At 77.0% G+C, this 12,815-nt stretch carries 13 protein-coding genes and 1 pseudogene; 9 read left to right on the top strand and 5 right to left on the bottom strand.

Annotated elements, in window-relative coordinates:
* Window positions 1–283 (top strand): annotated as a pseudogene (locus WCS02_RS11525) (hypothetical protein); the annotation flags it as partial.
* A 70-nt stretch (window positions 284–353) separates the two neighbouring features.
* Complete coding sequence (gene murA / locus WCS02_RS11520; protein WP_340293208.1) at window positions 354–1,667, top strand: UDP-N-acetylglucosamine 1-carboxyvinyltransferase; 1,314 nt, start codon at window positions 354–356, stop codon at window positions 1,665–1,667.
* Between the two features lie 19 nt (window positions 1,668–1,686).
* Here the strand turns inward: murA and cofC are convergent, their stop codons facing one another.
* The gene (cofC, locus tag WCS02_RS11515) at window positions 1,687–2,376 is read right to left on the bottom strand and encodes a 2-phospho-L-lactate guanylyltransferase (RefSeq protein WP_340293206.1); all 690 of its coding nucleotides are present in this window, start codon (window positions 2,374–2,376) and stop codon (window positions 1,687–1,689) included.
* 203 nt (window positions 2,377–2,579) lie between these two features.
* Here cofC and WCS02_RS11510 point away from each other — a divergent pair, with 203 nt between their 5' ends.
* Together WCS02_RS11510 and WCS02_RS11505 are read left to right on the top strand one after the other, a co-directional pair.
* A complete protein-coding gene (locus WCS02_RS11510) occupies window positions 2,580–3,413 on the top strand; it encodes a lysophospholipid acyltransferase family protein (protein ID WP_340293204.1) in 834 nt (277 codons plus the stop codon).
* Window positions 3,410–4,417, top strand: coding sequence for an NAD(P)H-dependent glycerol-3-phosphate dehydrogenase (locus WCS02_RS11505; RefSeq protein WP_340293202.1), 1,008 nt, complete (start codon window positions 3,410–3,412; stop codon window positions 4,415–4,417). Before WCS02_RS11510 ends, WCS02_RS11505 begins: the two co-directional genes overlap by 4 nt.
* Before the next feature lie 42 nt (window positions 4,418–4,459).
* Here the strand turns inward: WCS02_RS11505 and WCS02_RS11500 are convergent, their stop codons facing one another.
* The gene (locus tag WCS02_RS11500; protein WP_340293200.1) at window positions 4,460–5,632 is read right to left on the bottom strand and encodes a trans-sulfuration enzyme family protein; all 1,173 of its coding nucleotides are present in this window, start codon (window positions 5,630–5,632) and stop codon (window positions 4,460–4,462) included.
* Window positions 5,633–5,669: 37 nt separating this feature from the next.
* Between WCS02_RS11500 and WCS02_RS11495 the strand changes: the two genes are divergently transcribed.
* Together WCS02_RS11495 and WCS02_RS11490 are read left to right on the top strand one after the other, a co-directional pair.
* Window positions 5,670–6,818 (top strand): D-alanine--D-alanine ligase family protein, encoded by a 1,149-nt coding sequence (locus WCS02_RS11495; protein ID WP_340293198.1) that lies wholly within the window; start codon window positions 5,670–5,672, stop codon window positions 6,816–6,818.
* On the top strand, window positions 6,815–8,098 hold the full coding sequence (locus WCS02_RS11490) for an MFS transporter (RefSeq protein ID WP_340293196.1): 1,284 nt from the start codon (window positions 6,815–6,817) through the stop codon (window positions 8,096–8,098). Before WCS02_RS11495 ends, WCS02_RS11490 begins: the two co-directional genes overlap by 4 nt.
* Here WCS02_RS11490 and WCS02_RS11485 read toward each other — a convergent pair.
* Window positions 8,073–9,569: an HNH endonuclease gene (locus WCS02_RS11485; protein ID WP_340293194.1), complete on the bottom strand. Its 1,497-nt coding sequence runs from the start codon at window positions 9,567–9,569 to the stop codon at window positions 8,073–8,075. The two genes, WCS02_RS11490 and WCS02_RS11485, sit on opposite strands and share 26 nt — an antisense overlap.
* A 113-nt stretch (window positions 9,570–9,682) precedes the next feature.
* Between WCS02_RS11485 and WCS02_RS11480 the strand changes: the two genes are divergently transcribed.
* Together WCS02_RS11480 and WCS02_RS11475 are read left to right on the top strand one after the other, a co-directional pair.
* Window positions 9,683–10,252: a TetR/AcrR family transcriptional regulator gene (locus WCS02_RS11480; RefSeq protein WP_340293192.1), complete on the top strand. Its 570-nt coding sequence runs from the start codon at window positions 9,683–9,685 to the stop codon at window positions 10,250–10,252.
* On the top strand, window positions 10,249–11,454 hold the full coding sequence (locus tag WCS02_RS11475) for a GDSL-type esterase/lipase family protein (protein ID WP_340293190.1): 1,206 nt from the start codon (window positions 10,249–10,251) through the stop codon (window positions 11,452–11,454). Before WCS02_RS11480 ends, WCS02_RS11475 begins: the two co-directional genes overlap by 4 nt.
* A 4-nt stretch (window positions 11,455–11,458) precedes the next feature.
* On the opposite strand, the gene WCS02_RS11470 is transcribed toward WCS02_RS11475, so the two are convergent.
* Together WCS02_RS11470 and WCS02_RS11465 are read right to left on the bottom strand one after the other, a co-directional pair.
* Window positions 11,459–11,899: a DUF3515 family protein gene (locus WCS02_RS11470; RefSeq protein ID WP_340293188.1), complete on the bottom strand. Its 441-nt coding sequence runs from the start codon at window positions 11,897–11,899 to the stop codon at window positions 11,459–11,461.
* A gap of 26 nt (window positions 11,900–11,925) precedes the next feature.
* Window positions 11,926–12,159 (bottom strand): Lrp/AsnC family transcriptional regulator, encoded by a 234-nt coding sequence (locus WCS02_RS11465; RefSeq protein WP_340293186.1) that lies wholly within the window; start codon window positions 12,157–12,159, stop codon window positions 11,926–11,928.
* Window positions 12,160–12,188: 29 nt separating this feature from the next.
* Between WCS02_RS11465 and WCS02_RS11460 the strand changes: the two genes are divergently transcribed.
* On the top strand, window positions 12,189–12,815 hold a 627-nt coding region (locus WCS02_RS11460; protein WP_340293184.1), incomplete at its 3' end, for an AIR synthase related protein.

Below are 12,815 nucleotides of genomic sequence, written 5' to 3'. Positions count from 1 at the left end.
CTCGACCGCCGCGAAGCGCACGCCCGCCGCCAAGCGCACGCCCGCCGCGAAGCGCACGCCGGCGGCCAAGAGGACGCCTGCGGCCAAGCGGACCCCGGCAGCCGGACGCACGCCCGCCGGGACCTCGGCCTCGGCCGGCACCGACGCTGCGGTCGACGCCACCCCGCAGGCGCTCGCCGAGCGGCCCACCGCCGCCAAGCAGGCGGCCGTCGCCGGGGAGCCGTCGCCGGCCACGCCCATCGCCGAGGTCCTCGACGACGGGGCCGGGACCACGCAGCCCTGAGCCGCCCGGGACGCGCCGTCGCACGCGCTGTGCGGGGGCGCGTCCCCTCATGGGTCACCATGGGGGGGTGATGACCGACACCCTGATCGTCCACGGCGGTTCCCCCCTCCACGGACGGATCCGCCTGCGGGGCGCCAAGAACTTCGTCTCCAAGGCGATGGTCGCCTCCCTGCTGGGAGAGACCCCGAGCCGGCTGCGCAACGTCCCCCAGATCCGGGACGTCGGCGTGGTGACCGGCCTGCTGGAGCTCCACGGCGTCTCGGTGAGGACCGAGGGCGAGGACACCCTCGTCCTGGACCCCACCGACGTCGAGAGCGCCCACAGCGCCGACATCGACGCCCACGCCGGCACCAGCCGCATCCCGATCCTGCTGTGCGGGCCGCTGCTGCACCGCCTCGGCGAGGCCTTCATCCCCGACCTCGGCGGCTGCCGCATCGGTGACCGCCCGATCAACTACCACCTGGAGTCGCTGCGACGCTTCGGCGCCGTCGTCGACAAGCTCCCCAGCGGCATCAAGATCAGCGCCCCCAACGGGCTCAAGGGCACCAAGATCGAGCTGGAGTACCCGTCTGTCGGGGCGACCGAGCAGGTCCTGCTCACGGCGGTCCGCGCCGAGGGCGTGACCGAGCTCAAGAACGCCGCCATCGAGCCGGAGATCGGCGACCTCATCGCCGTCCTGCAGAAGATGGGCGCCATCATCAGCGTCGACACCGACCGGGTCATCCGGATCGAGGGCGTCGACAAGCTGTACGGCTACGACCACCACGCGCTCACCGACCGGATCGAGGCCGCGTCCTGGGCGTGCGCCGCGCTGGCCACCAAGGGCGACGTCTTCCTCGAGGGCGCCACGCAGCCGGAGATGATGACGTTCCTCAACGTCTTCCGGAAGGTCGGCGGGCAGTTCGACGTCCGCGACGACGGCATCCGGTTCTGGCACCCGGGCGGCGACCTGCGCTCGATCGTCCTGGAGACCGACGTCCACCCCGGCTTCATGACCGACTGGCAGCAGCCGCTCGTCGTCGCGCTCACCCAGGCCAGCGGGCTGAGCATCGTCCACGAGACGGTGTACGAGAACCGGTTCGGCTTCACCGAGGCGCTGCGCGAGATGGGCGCGACGATCCAGGTCTACCGCGAGTGCCTCGGCGGCGGCCCCTGCCGGTTCGGCCAGCGCAACTTCCAGCACTCCGCGGTGGTGTCCGGCCCGTCCAAGCTCCACGCGGCCGAGATCACCGTGCCGGACCTGCGCGGCGGCTTCAGCCACCTCATCGCGGCGCTGGCCGCGGAGGGCACCTCCAAGGTGCACGGCATCGGCCTCATCGACCGCGGCTACGAGCGGTTCGGCGACAAGCTCGCCGCGCTCGGCGCCATGGTCGAGCGGGGCTGAGCCGGATCGGCACCGTCAGCTAGGCGGACCCCTGGACCGCGGCCAGCACGGCCGCGGTCCGGGGGCCGACCCCCAGCACCTCTGCCTCGGCCAGGTGCTCGGCGGTGTCGACGTCGCGGCGCAACCGGGCGGGGGCGGCCACCAGGACGACCGACGTCGCCGCGTGCGCCGCAGCGGACCCGGGTCCGAACCGGGGGCGCAGGTCCCGCGGCGAGGCCGCGGCCAGCAGGACCGTGCCTGTGCCGTCGGCGTCCGGGACGGTGACCTGGTCCGCACCGGCGGCGAGGGCGTCCTCGCACGCCTGCAGCGCCTGCGCCAGGTCGTCCGGGCGCAGCGCCGGCAGGTCCGCGAGCAGGAGGGCGCACGGGCCGGGGTCGGTGGGGCTTTGACCAGCGGCGGCGGCACCTGCAGAGGTACCTGCGGCGAGGGCGCCAGCAGCGAGTGCGGCCGCGAGGCCACCGCCGGGGTCCGCTACCACCTCGGCGCCGAGCGCGACGTGCGCGGCGGCGGTGGCGGCGTCCCCGGTGACGACGAGCACCCGGCGCACCCGCGGGCAGGCCGCCACCGCGGCGGTCGTGTCCAGCGCCACCGCCGCCGCCAGGCCCGCCCGGGCGGGGTGCCGCAGCCGGGACTTGGCCATCGTGCCGCCCTTGACGGGTAGCACCACGGTCCAGCGGCCGGGCCGGTCCTGGGGGTCGGCGCTGCGCATCGCGGACATGCTCCCACCGCCCCGGCCCGTCCCTCGTGCGGCTCTCGTCTGTCCCTCGTGCGTCCGCCGTGCGTCCGCCGTCCGTGCCTCGGGCAGCCACCCCGCCGGCCTGCTGCCCGCACCGTGCGGCCCCGTTACTGTGCTCCGCGGCGACGGGCGTCGCCGGGACGCACCACGCGTGCCACGACCGACGGAGGTGACCCGTGGCTGATCGCGCCGAGACGAGCGCGCGGCTGGGCTGGGGGTACCGGGCGACCGTCCTCGTCGTCATCCCGCTGCTGCGGCTGCTGCTGCGCCGGGACTGGCGGGGCGGCGAGAACCTGCCCCGCACCGGCGGCGTCGTCGCCGTGACGGTGCACGCGTCGAACCTCGACCCCATGACGTTCGCGCACTTCGTCCACGGCAACGGCCGGGTCATGCGCTTCCTCGCCAAGTCGAGCCTGTTCTCCGTGCCCGGGCTGGGCCCCCTCCTGCGCAGCGCCCAGCAGATCCCGGTCCACCGCGGCACCGACGACGCCGCCCGCGCCTACGACTCGGCCGTGGCCGCCGTCCGCGCCGGCCAGCTGGTCGCGGTGTTCCCCGAGGGCACGCTCACCCGCGACCCCGACCTGTGGCCGATGCGGGGCAAGACCGGCGCCGCCCGGATCGCGCTGGCCACCGGGGCGCCCGTGGTGCCGATCGGCCAGTGGGGGGCGCACACCGTGCTGCCGCGCTACACCACGCGGCTGCGGCTGTTCCCGCGCAAGACGGTGCACGTCTGGGCGGGCCCTCCCGTCGACCTCGACGACCTGCGGGACCGGCCGGTCGACGCCGAGACCCTCCGCGAGGCCACCGACCGGATCATGGCCGCCCTGGTCGGCATCGTCGCCGAGCAGCGCGGGGAGACCCCGCCCGAGACGCTGTTCGACCCCAAGGCCGCGGGGCTGCCGGAGACCGGCCGCTATGACGGGCACGACTGCGGCCCGACGACCGGACCAGCTGGTGGCGCGGCCGGGGGACCGTCGGACGACCGCGCAGGCGGGGCGGCGCGGGCGTGAGCACCGACCGGGTCGTCGTCCTGGGCAGCGGCTCGTGGGGGACCACCTTTGCCGCGGTGACCGCCGACGCGGGCTGCCCGTCGACCGTCTGGGGCCGGGACGCCGCCGTCGTGGCCGAGATCGACGGCGACCACCGCAACAGCGCCTACCTGCCCGGCATCGAGCTGCCCTCGGCGCTCCGGGCCACGACCGACGCGGCGTCGGCCGTCGCGCGGGCCGACGTGCTCGTCCTCGCGCTGCCGTCCAAGGTGCTGCGGGACACCCTCGGACCGCTGGCGGGCGCGATCCCCGACGGGGCGGTGCTCGTCAGCCTCGCCAAGGGCGTCGAGCTGGGCACCGGGCGCCGGATGAGCGAGGTCGTCGCCGAGGCCGCCGGGGTGGACGCCGCCCGCGTGGCCGTGGTGTCAGGGCCCAACCTCGCCCGCGAGATCGCCGAGCGCCAGCCCACGGCGACCGTCGTCGCCGCACCCGGCGTCGCGCTCGCCGAGCGGGTCGCCGCCGCGTGCTCGACCGACTACTTCCGCCCGTACACGAACACCGACGTGGTCGGCGTGGAGATCGCCGGGGCGATGAAGAACGTCATGGCGCTCGCCGTGGGCATGGCCGTCGGGCTCGGCATGGGCGACAACTCCAAGGCCTCGCTCATCACGCGCGGGCTGGCCGAGACCGCGCGGCTGGGGACCGCGCTGGGCGCGGACCCGCAGACCTTCGCCGGCCTGGCCGGCATGGGCGACCTGGTGGCGACCTGCACCTCGCCCCTGAGCCGCAACCGCACCTTCGGCGAGCAGCTCGGCGCCGGGCACAGCGTCGACGAGGTCGTCGGCGCGACCCGGCGCACCGCCGAGGGCGTCGTCAGCTGCCGCTCGCTGCTGGCCCTGGCGCGCTCGCTCGGCGTCGACGTGCCGATCACCGAGGCCGTCGCCGCCGTCGTCACGGGGGCGCTGCGCCCGCAGGAGCTCGCCGCGACGATGTTCCGCCGGGCCCGCAAGGCCGAGAGCGGCTAGCGGAGCCGGTCAGCGCCCGGTCAGCGCGAGCCGGGTGACCGGTCAGCGGGCGGTGGCGTCCAGCGCCTGCGCCAGGTCGGCCCACAGGTCCTCGACGTGCTCGATGCCGACCGACAGCCGCACCAGGCCCTCGGGCACCGTGCCCCGCTCGCCGCTGTGCCGGCGGCGGCGCTCGAGCAGCGACTCCACGCCGCCCAGGCTGGTGGCGTGGGTCCACACGCGGACCGCCGCGGCCAGGGCCTCGGCCTCGCGGGCGCCCGCGAGGTCGACCGCGAGCAGGGTGCCGGGGCCGCGCATCTGGCGGCCGGCGACCTCGTGGCCCGGGTCGGACGGCAGGCCGGGGTAGCGGACCCGGAGCACGGCGGGGTGCTCGAGCAGGCGCTCGGCGAGGACCTGGGCGTTCTCCTGCGCGCGCTGGAGGCGGACGTCGAGGGTCCGCAGGCCGCGCAGGGCGAGCCACGTCTCGAACGGTCCGGGCACCGCGCCGCTGCGGGTGCGGTGGTCGTGCAGCGCGGCGGCGAGGCCGTCGTCGGCGGTCACGGTGGCGCCGAGCAGCACGTCGGAGTGCCCCGCGACGGACTTGGTGAGGGAGTGCACGACGACGTCGGCACCGAGCGCGAGCGGGTTCTGCAGCAGCGGGGTGGCGTAGGTGCTGTCGACGACCGAGCGTGCCCCGGCACGGCGGGCGGCGCCGCACACCTCGACGAGGTCGGTGACCTCCATGGTGGGGTTGACCGGGCTCTCGACCCACAGCAGGTCGGCGCCGTCCACCGCGGCCACGATCGCGCCGGTGTCGGCGGGGTCGACGGAGACCAGGTCGATGCGGCCGGTGGCCCGGAGGTGGTCGAGCAGGCCGAGCGTGCCGGAGTACCCGTGCGCGGGCGCGACCACGACCGGCGTGCGACCGGAGCCCGCCCGCTCGTCGAGGACGACCTGGACCGCTGCACCGACCGCGGCGATGCCGCTGCCGAGCACGAGCGCCGTCCCGCCCTCGAGGTCACCGAGGGCCTCCTCGAGCGCCTGCCAGGTGGGCACGCCCGAGCGCGCGTAGTTGACGACGCCGGCGTCGGCGCCGCCGCTCTCGTCGGTGGCCGCGTGCAGCGTCGTGGACAGCTCCACCGGCGGGTTCAGCGGGCCGCCGGGGACCCGCGCCGGACGGCCCAGGTGGACGAGGCGGGTCTGCGGGGCGAGCGGCGAGTCGGGGGTCGGCTGCACGGCTGCAGCGTAGGCGGCACGGCTAGCGTGGCGGCCCATGAGCCCGCCCGCCGGACCCCGTCCCCGCGTCGCCGTCGTCTTCGGCGGCCGCTCGACGGAGCACGGCATCTCCTGCGTCACCGCCTCCGGGGTGCTCGCCGCCGTCGACCGCAGCCGCTACGACGTCCTCGCCCTCGGGGTCACCCGCGACGGGACCTGGCTGCTCGTCGACGACGACCCGGCCCGGTGGGCGCTGCGGGGCCGGGACCTGCCCGAGGTGACGGCCGCCGCGGCCGCCGAGCCCGGCCGGGTCCTCCCGCGGACCGGCACCGACGGCACCGCGCTGGTGCGGGTGGTCGACGGGCAGGCCCCGGTCGACCTGGGTGCGGTGGACGTCGTCCTGCCGCTGCTGCACGGCCCCTACGGCGAGGACGGCACGCTGCAGGGCCTGCTGGAGCTCGCGGGGACCCGGTACGTCGGCTCGGGCGTGCTCGCCTCCGCCGCCTGCATGGACAAGCACACGATGAAGGTGCTGCTGCAGCACGAGGGGTTCGCCGTCGCGGACTGGGAGCTCGTCGAGCCCCGCCGGTGGCGCACGGACCTCGACGGCGTCGTGGCGGCCGTGGCCCGGCTGGGCGCGCCGGTCTTCGTCAAGCCGTCGCGGGCGGGGTCGAGCTTCGGCATCACCCGGCTCGAGGACCCGACGGACCCCGCCGCGCTGCTCGCCGCGCTGGAGACCGCGGCCGAGCACGACCCCCGGGTCCTCGTGGAGCAGGCGGTGACGGGGCGCGAGGTCGAGTGCGGCGTGCTCGGCGGCCTCGACGGCGGGGTGGCCGAGGCCAGCGTGTGCGGCGAGATCGTCGTGCTCACCGACGGTTTCTACGACTTCGACGCCAAGTACCTCGACGGGGACGCCGTGCGCCTCGACACCCCGGCCGACCTGCCGACGGAGGTGGCCGACCTCGTGCGGGCGGAGTCCGTCCGGGCGTTCGAGGTGCTGGGCTGCGAGGGGCTCGCCCGGGTGGACTGGTTCGTCGACCTGTCCGGCGGCGTGCCCCGCCTGGTGGTCAACGAGGTGAACACCATGCCGGGCTTCACCGCCACGTCGATGTACCCGCGGCTCTGGGCCGAGACCGGGGTGGCGTACCCCAAGCTGGTCGACCGGCTGCTCGCCCTGGCGCTGGGGCGCGGCACCGGGCTGCGGTGACCTCCGCCGGGATGGCGCCCCGGCCGCGGGGCGACCTCGCGCTGCTGACGGCGGCGCGGCTGCTGACGGTGGCCGGCTCGTCGGCGACGACGGTGACCGTCGTGCTCGTCGCGGAGCCCCTCGGGCCGTGGTCGCTGGCGCTCGCCCTCGGCGCCGAGCTGCTGGCGGCGGTCGTGGCTGCGCCCGTCGCCGGGCTGCTCGTCGACCGGTACCCGGCCCGGCGCCTGCTCGTGCTCGCCTGCCTCGCCCAGGCGGTCGCTGTCGGCCTGGGCAGCACCGCCACCGGCTCGCTGCCCGCGCTGGTCGGGATGCTCGTGGTGGTCGGGGCCGGCCAGGCCCTCGTCGCTCCGGCCGTGCAGGCGCTGGTCCCCTGGGTGGTGGGGGAGGAGCGGGCCGGACGGGGCTACTCGGCCGTCGCCGTGGCGGGCAACGTCGGCTTCCTCGTCGGCCTGCCGCTCGGGGGCCTGGCGGTCGGGGTGCTGGGCGCGGGCACCGCCCTGCGGCTGGACGCGGCGTCGTTCGTGCTCGAGGCCGGGCTGGTCGCCCTGCTGCGCGCCCGGCGCGTGCCGGTCCGCGCCGCCCAGGAGGACGGTGGACCCCGGAGCGGCGCCGTCGGGAGCGGCGACAGAGCGGGGCGGGCCGACGAGGTGCTGGCCGGGGTGCGGTGGCTCAGGGGTGACCGGGTGCTGCTGCTGTGCACCGTCGGGCTGGCGGTGAGCCTGGTGTGCGTGACGTCCGTCAACGTCGCCGAGGTGTTCGTCGTCGTCGACCTGCTGGGCGCCAGCGAGACGGTGTACGGGGCCGTGGCGGCGGCGTGGGCAGCGTCGTCCCTGGTCGCGTCCTGGGCGGCGGGCCGGCTGCGGACCTCGGGCGCGACCGCACGGGCGCTGCTCGGCTCCTGCGTGCTGCTGGGCGCCGGGCTGGTCGTCGCGAGCCTCGGCGGGTTCCGCCTCGAGCTCGCGTGGGTCGTCGTCGGCTGGGTCGTGGCGGGCGCGGGCAACGGGGTCGCCGTCGTCGCGTCCAGCTCGCTGGTGCGGGCGCGCACGCCCGACGACCGGCGCGGTCGCGTCTTCGCCGCGCTCGGCGTGCTGTACCAGGGCGCCAACGTGTCGTCGCTGCTGCTCGGGGCCGCGCTCGTCGGACTGGTCGGGGCCGCCGGGACCCTGGCCCTCGCGGGCGCCGTCGCGGTGCTCGTGGGGACCGGCTTCCTCCTGCTGCTCGCCGGCGGTGGCCCCGTCGACGAGCCCGAGGGCGTCACAGCAGCCCCAGCGCGCCCGTGAGCAGCCGGCCGGCGAGCCAGCGCTCGACGACACCGGCGATGCCGTCGTCCTGGACCTCCAGGGGATCCGGTCCTGGTGGTCCGCCGCTCTGCCCCCTTGGGTCCTGTCCCCGCTGCGCGCCCGGCAGCGGTGGAGCCACCGAGCGGTAGCGGTGCCCCGTCGGTGTCCTGGTCACCACGGTGTGCGGCCCGTCGTCCGCCAGCCCGTCGTCCGGTGGCTCGTCCGACAGCGGGTCGCCACGGACTGCCGCCGCCCCGCCACGCCCGACGACCGCTCGGTCGAGCACCACCGACGCCCGCCACCCCGGTGCCTCCTTGGCGTGGTTGCACGCCTCGCACAGACCTTGGAGGTTCTCGGCGGTCGTGGGCCCGCCCCGCGCGTGCGGCACGACATGGTCGACGTGACGCGCGGGGGCGTCGCACCAGGGCGTGCGGCAGGTCCCGGCGTCCCGCGTGCGCACCCAGTCGGCCAGGGCCCGCGGGGCGAGCCTGGCGTGGCTGTCGGTGGCGACCGGTCGCCCGCTGACCGGCGAGAGCACCAGCCGTCGGAGCCACACCTCGTCGCCGCGGTCCAGCGTGCCGGCGAGGAGCTCGCGCGCCCACCCGGCCGGGACGGGCCCGTACCCCTCGACGTCGGCAGGCTCGTCGCCGCCGTCCAGCAGGGCGCGGTCGGTCATGACGAGCCGGACCGCGGCCCCCCGCTCCCCGGCGGGGGCTGGGACCTCAGGGTGCTGCACGACCGAGGCCACGAGCGTGTCGGCCATCACCTGGCCCCGGGGCCGGCCGTCGCCGCACCCCCGCGCCGCGTCGGCGGCACGACCCAGCGCGGCGACGACCGACACCGCCGCCGCGACGGGCAGCAGCGCGGTGAGGTAGGCCATGGTGTCCGGCGCCGGCCGCAGGGTCACCCGGCGCTCCCGCTCCACCCGCCGGGCCCGCTCGACGACCGAGAGCGGGTCGAGCCGGTAGGCCGCCTGCCGCACCCGCGCGCCGAGCGCCCGGTCCCCGAGCTGCTCGAGCACCGCGGGGTCGCCGGCGACCTCCGCGTCCACGGCGGTGCGGTCCGCACGCGTCAGGCAGGCGGTGTCGCGGACGAGGACCGTCGCCCGCCACTCGCTGATGCGGCCGGCCTCCAGCGCGGCGAGGGTGCACGGCATCTCGTGGACGAGCGCCGTCGCCAGGCCCAGGTGCTGCGCGCCCCGCCGGGGGGAGTCCCGGCGGGCCAGCGCCACCTCCGCGGCGACACCTCGCCCCCGCTCCTGCGGTGGCACCCCCGCAGCGGCCCGCTGGGCGTGTCGGGACGCAGCCAGGTCGGCGGTGTCGCGGGCCTGTGCTGCTGACGCCGCCGCCTTGAGCATCTCCAGGGCGCGGAGCCGAGAGACCCGGGTGGCGTCGTCCACCGACCGGTCGAGCAGCCGGAGGGCCTCGACCAGCCGGAGCAGGTCGTCGACACCGGGAGGGCTGCTGCGCATGGCAGGAGCATCGCGCGGGGGCCGGACACAACCCGTGCGCGCAGGCAGGCCACGCTGCCTACGACCTGTAGGCTGTCGACGACAACCCATAGGAGGAGCTCGCAGGAGGACCAGTGGCACGCGCAGGACTCACCCGGGCCGGCCTCGTCGAGGCGGCCGCCGTCCTCGTCGACGAGGTCGGCACCGCCGGGCTCACCGTGTCCGCGCTGGCGCGGCGCGTGCGCGTGCAGCCGGCCAGCCTCTACTCGCACGTCACCAGCACCGACGACCTGCGGAGCCGGGTCACCCAGCTCGCCCTGGCGGAGATGGCCGACCGGGTCGCCGACGGCATCGCCGGTCGGGCGGGGAAGGACGCCGTCCGCGGCTTCGCCGACGCCTACCGCGGCTACGCGCGCGAGCACCCGGGCCGGTACGCGGCCTCCCGGCTGCCCCTGGACGCTCAGGCGGCCGCCAGCGGCGCAGGACCCCGGCACGCCGAGATGGCGCGCGCCGTGCTGCGCGGCTACGACCTCACCGGCGAGGACCAGACGCACGGCGTCCGGCTGCTCGGCAGCCTCGTCCACGGCTTCGTCGACCTCGAGGCCTCGGGCGGGTTCAGCCACAGCGCGCCCCCGTCGCAGCGGTCGTGGGAACGCCTCGTCGACACCGTCGACCTCGCCCTGCGCGCCTGGGTCGCGGCGTGAGCGGCGTGAGCGGCGTGAGCGGCGTGCGGCCGGGCCACGTCACCCCCGTCACCCCGGCGCTCGTCCACGGCGCGCTCGAGCTCGAGCCGACCGCCCGGGGGCTGCGCCCGCACCGGCTGCCCGCCCGCGCCCGCGGGCTCGGTGTCGACGACCAGCTGCGGATGGTCGAGGCCCAGCCCTCCGGCGTCCGGCTGCGGTTCCGCACCGCGGCCACCGTCGTCGAGCTCGTCACGGTCCCGACCAAACGGGTCTACCCCGGCCTGCCGGCCCGGCCCGACGGCGTCTACGACCTGCTCGTCGACGGGCGCCCGGCCGGCCGGACCAGCGTCGCCGGCGGGGACACGCTGACGGTCGACCTCGCCACCCAGACCACCTCCGTGGTCACCGGCGCCCCGGGGACGGCGCGCTTCGACGGGCTGCCCGCGGTCGACAAGACGGTGGAGGTCTGGCTGCCGCACGACGAGGCCACGGAGCTGGTCGAGCTGCGGACGGACGCGCCCGTGCACCCGGCCCCCGCCACGGGGCGCCCGGTGTGGCTGCACCACGGCAGCTCGATCAGCCAGGGCTCGGGCGCGGACGGGCCCACCGGCACGTGGCCGGCCGTCGCGGCGGCCGCCGTCGGCGTCGACCTGGTCAACGTCGGCCTCGGGGGGAGCATGCTGCTCGACCCGTCGACCGCCCGGGCGCTGGCCGCCACCCCGGCCGACCTGCTGAGCCTCGAGGTCGGCATCAACGTCGTCGGTGCGGACGTCATGCGGCTGCGGGCGTTCCGTGCCGCCCTGCACGGCTTCCTCGACACCCTGCGCGACGGCCACCCCACCGCCCCGCTGGTGCTGGTGTCACCGCTGCTGTGCCCGGTCCACGAGGACACGCCGGGACCGGGGGCGTTCGACCTGGACGCGCTGCGCGAGGGGCGGGTGCGGTTCCGGGCAAGCGGCGACCCCGCCGACGTCCCGGCGGGCCGGCTCACGCTGCGGGTGGTCCGCGACGAGGTGGCCCGTGCGGTGGCGGAGCGACAGCCGGACGACCCGGCCCTGCACCTGGTCGACGGCCGCGCCCTCTACGGCGAGGAGGACGAGCGCCTGCGGCCCCTCCCGGACGGCCTGCACCCGGACGCCGCCACCCACCGCGAGGTCGGTCGGCGCTTCGCCCGGCTGGTCGGCGGCCCGGGCGGGGCCTTCTCGGGCACGCCGGCGGGGTGAGCGCTCAGCCGGTGCACACCGCGGTGGCGGGCACCGCGGCGACGGCCTCGGCCAGGTCGGGCAGCACGGCGACGGGCGCCGGGCCGTAGGTCGCCGGGACCTCGACCTCCACGGAGGGGTCCCGGCCGAAGGTCCGCACGATGGAGCCGCTGTCGTCGGAGGCCAGCACCACCCAGTCGACGTCCTCGCCGCCGCCGGGCACGCTCACGCACGGCTGGGTGGAGGCCAGCACCGGTTCCTCGCCGCAGCGCAGCAGCACGGCCGGGTCGCCCCAGGCCGCGGTCCCCGCCCCGCGGGTCTCCCGCTCGGGCTGCCCCGCGAGCTCCGCGGGCAGCAGGGCGAGCACGTCCGCGCAGGCGTCCGAGGAGCCCTCCGGCGCGGCGGTCACCTGCACCGGGCCGGCGCAACCGGGGACCAGGGCGACCGCGGCGAGGCCCAGCAGCACCGGGACCGCGGCCCGGCGGGCGCGGCTCAGACGTTGACGACCGGGCACGTGAGGGTGCGGGTGATGCCGGACAGCTCCTGGACCCGCGCCACGACCAGGCGGCCGAGCTCGTCGAGGGTCTCGGCCTGCACCTTGGCGACGACGTCGTAGGGGCCGGTGACGTTCTCCACCGACACGGTCTCGGTCATGCTGCGGATGGCGTCGGAGACGCTGCCCGCCTTGCCGACCTCGGTCTGCACGAGGATGTACGCCTGCACCATCCGCCGACCGTATCGCGAGGAGACCGACCATGGCGCTGGACCCCGGGGCGGTCTCCGGCGCTGGCGTGACGGTCGCCGACGTGGGGGAGGACGCGCTGGTCAGGGCCGTCGTCGCCCGCCTCGCCGTCGCCTCGACCACCACGGGACCGGCCCGCGTGCTCGTGGGCCCCGGCGACGACGCCGCCGTGCTGGACCTGGACGGCCCGCTCGTGACGAGCACCGACACCCTCGTGCAGGACGTCGACTTCCGGCTCGACTGGTCCAGCGGGTACGAGGTGGGCCGCAAGGCCGCCGTGCAGGTGCTCGCCGACGTGGAGGCGATGGGGGCCGTCCCGGTCGGCCTGGTCCTCGCGCTCGTCGTCCCCGGGTCGACGCCGGTGTCCTGGTGCCTCGACCTCGCCGACGGCCTGGCCGCGGAGGCGGGGGCGGCCGGCGCCGCGGTGCTCGGCGGCGACGTCGCCGACGGGGGCGCCCTCGTGCTCACCGGCACCTCCTCCGGCGTGCTCGTCGGGCCGGGCGGTCCGGTCGGCAGGGGCGGCGCCCGCCCCGGTGACGTCGTCGTGCTCGGTCCGGCAGGTGCGCCGCTCGGGTCGTCCGCGGCGGGCCTCGCGGTGCTGCTGGCCGGGGCCGGCGCGGGCGCAGAAGTCGGAGGCCAA

Origin of the sequence: Aquipuribacter hungaricus (assembly GCF_037860755.1) — a bacterium.
In the GTDB taxonomy this organism is placed as follows: Bacteria; Actinomycetota; Actinomycetes; order Actinomycetales; family JBBAYJ01; genus Aquipuribacter; species Aquipuribacter hungaricus.
Note: the sequence above shows the minus strand (reverse complement) of the source record. Positions and strands in the feature narration are given on the sequence as shown.

What these genes read in the sequence shown, in the direction of transcription:
- murA (WP_340293208.1), top strand. Translation starts at nt 354, where the DNA reads ATGACCGACACCCTGATCGTCCACGGCGGTTCCCCCCTCCACGGACGG.
- cofC (WP_340293206.1), bottom strand. Translation starts at nt 2,376, where the DNA reads ATGCGCAGCGCCGACCCCCAGGACCGGCCCGGCCGCTGGACCGTGGTG.
- WCS02_RS11495 (WP_340293198.1), top strand. Translation starts at nt 5,670, where the DNA reads ATGAGCCCGCCCGCCGGACCCCGTCCCCGCGTCGCCGTCGTCTTCGGC.
- WCS02_RS11485 (WP_340293194.1), bottom strand. Translation starts at nt 9,569, where the DNA reads ATGCGCAGCAGCCCTCCCGGTGTCGACGACCTGCTCCGGCTGGTCGAG.
- WCS02_RS11465 (WP_340293186.1), bottom strand. Translation starts at nt 12,159, where the DNA reads ATGGTGCAGGCGTACATCCTCGTGCAGACCGAGGTCGGCAAGGCGGGC.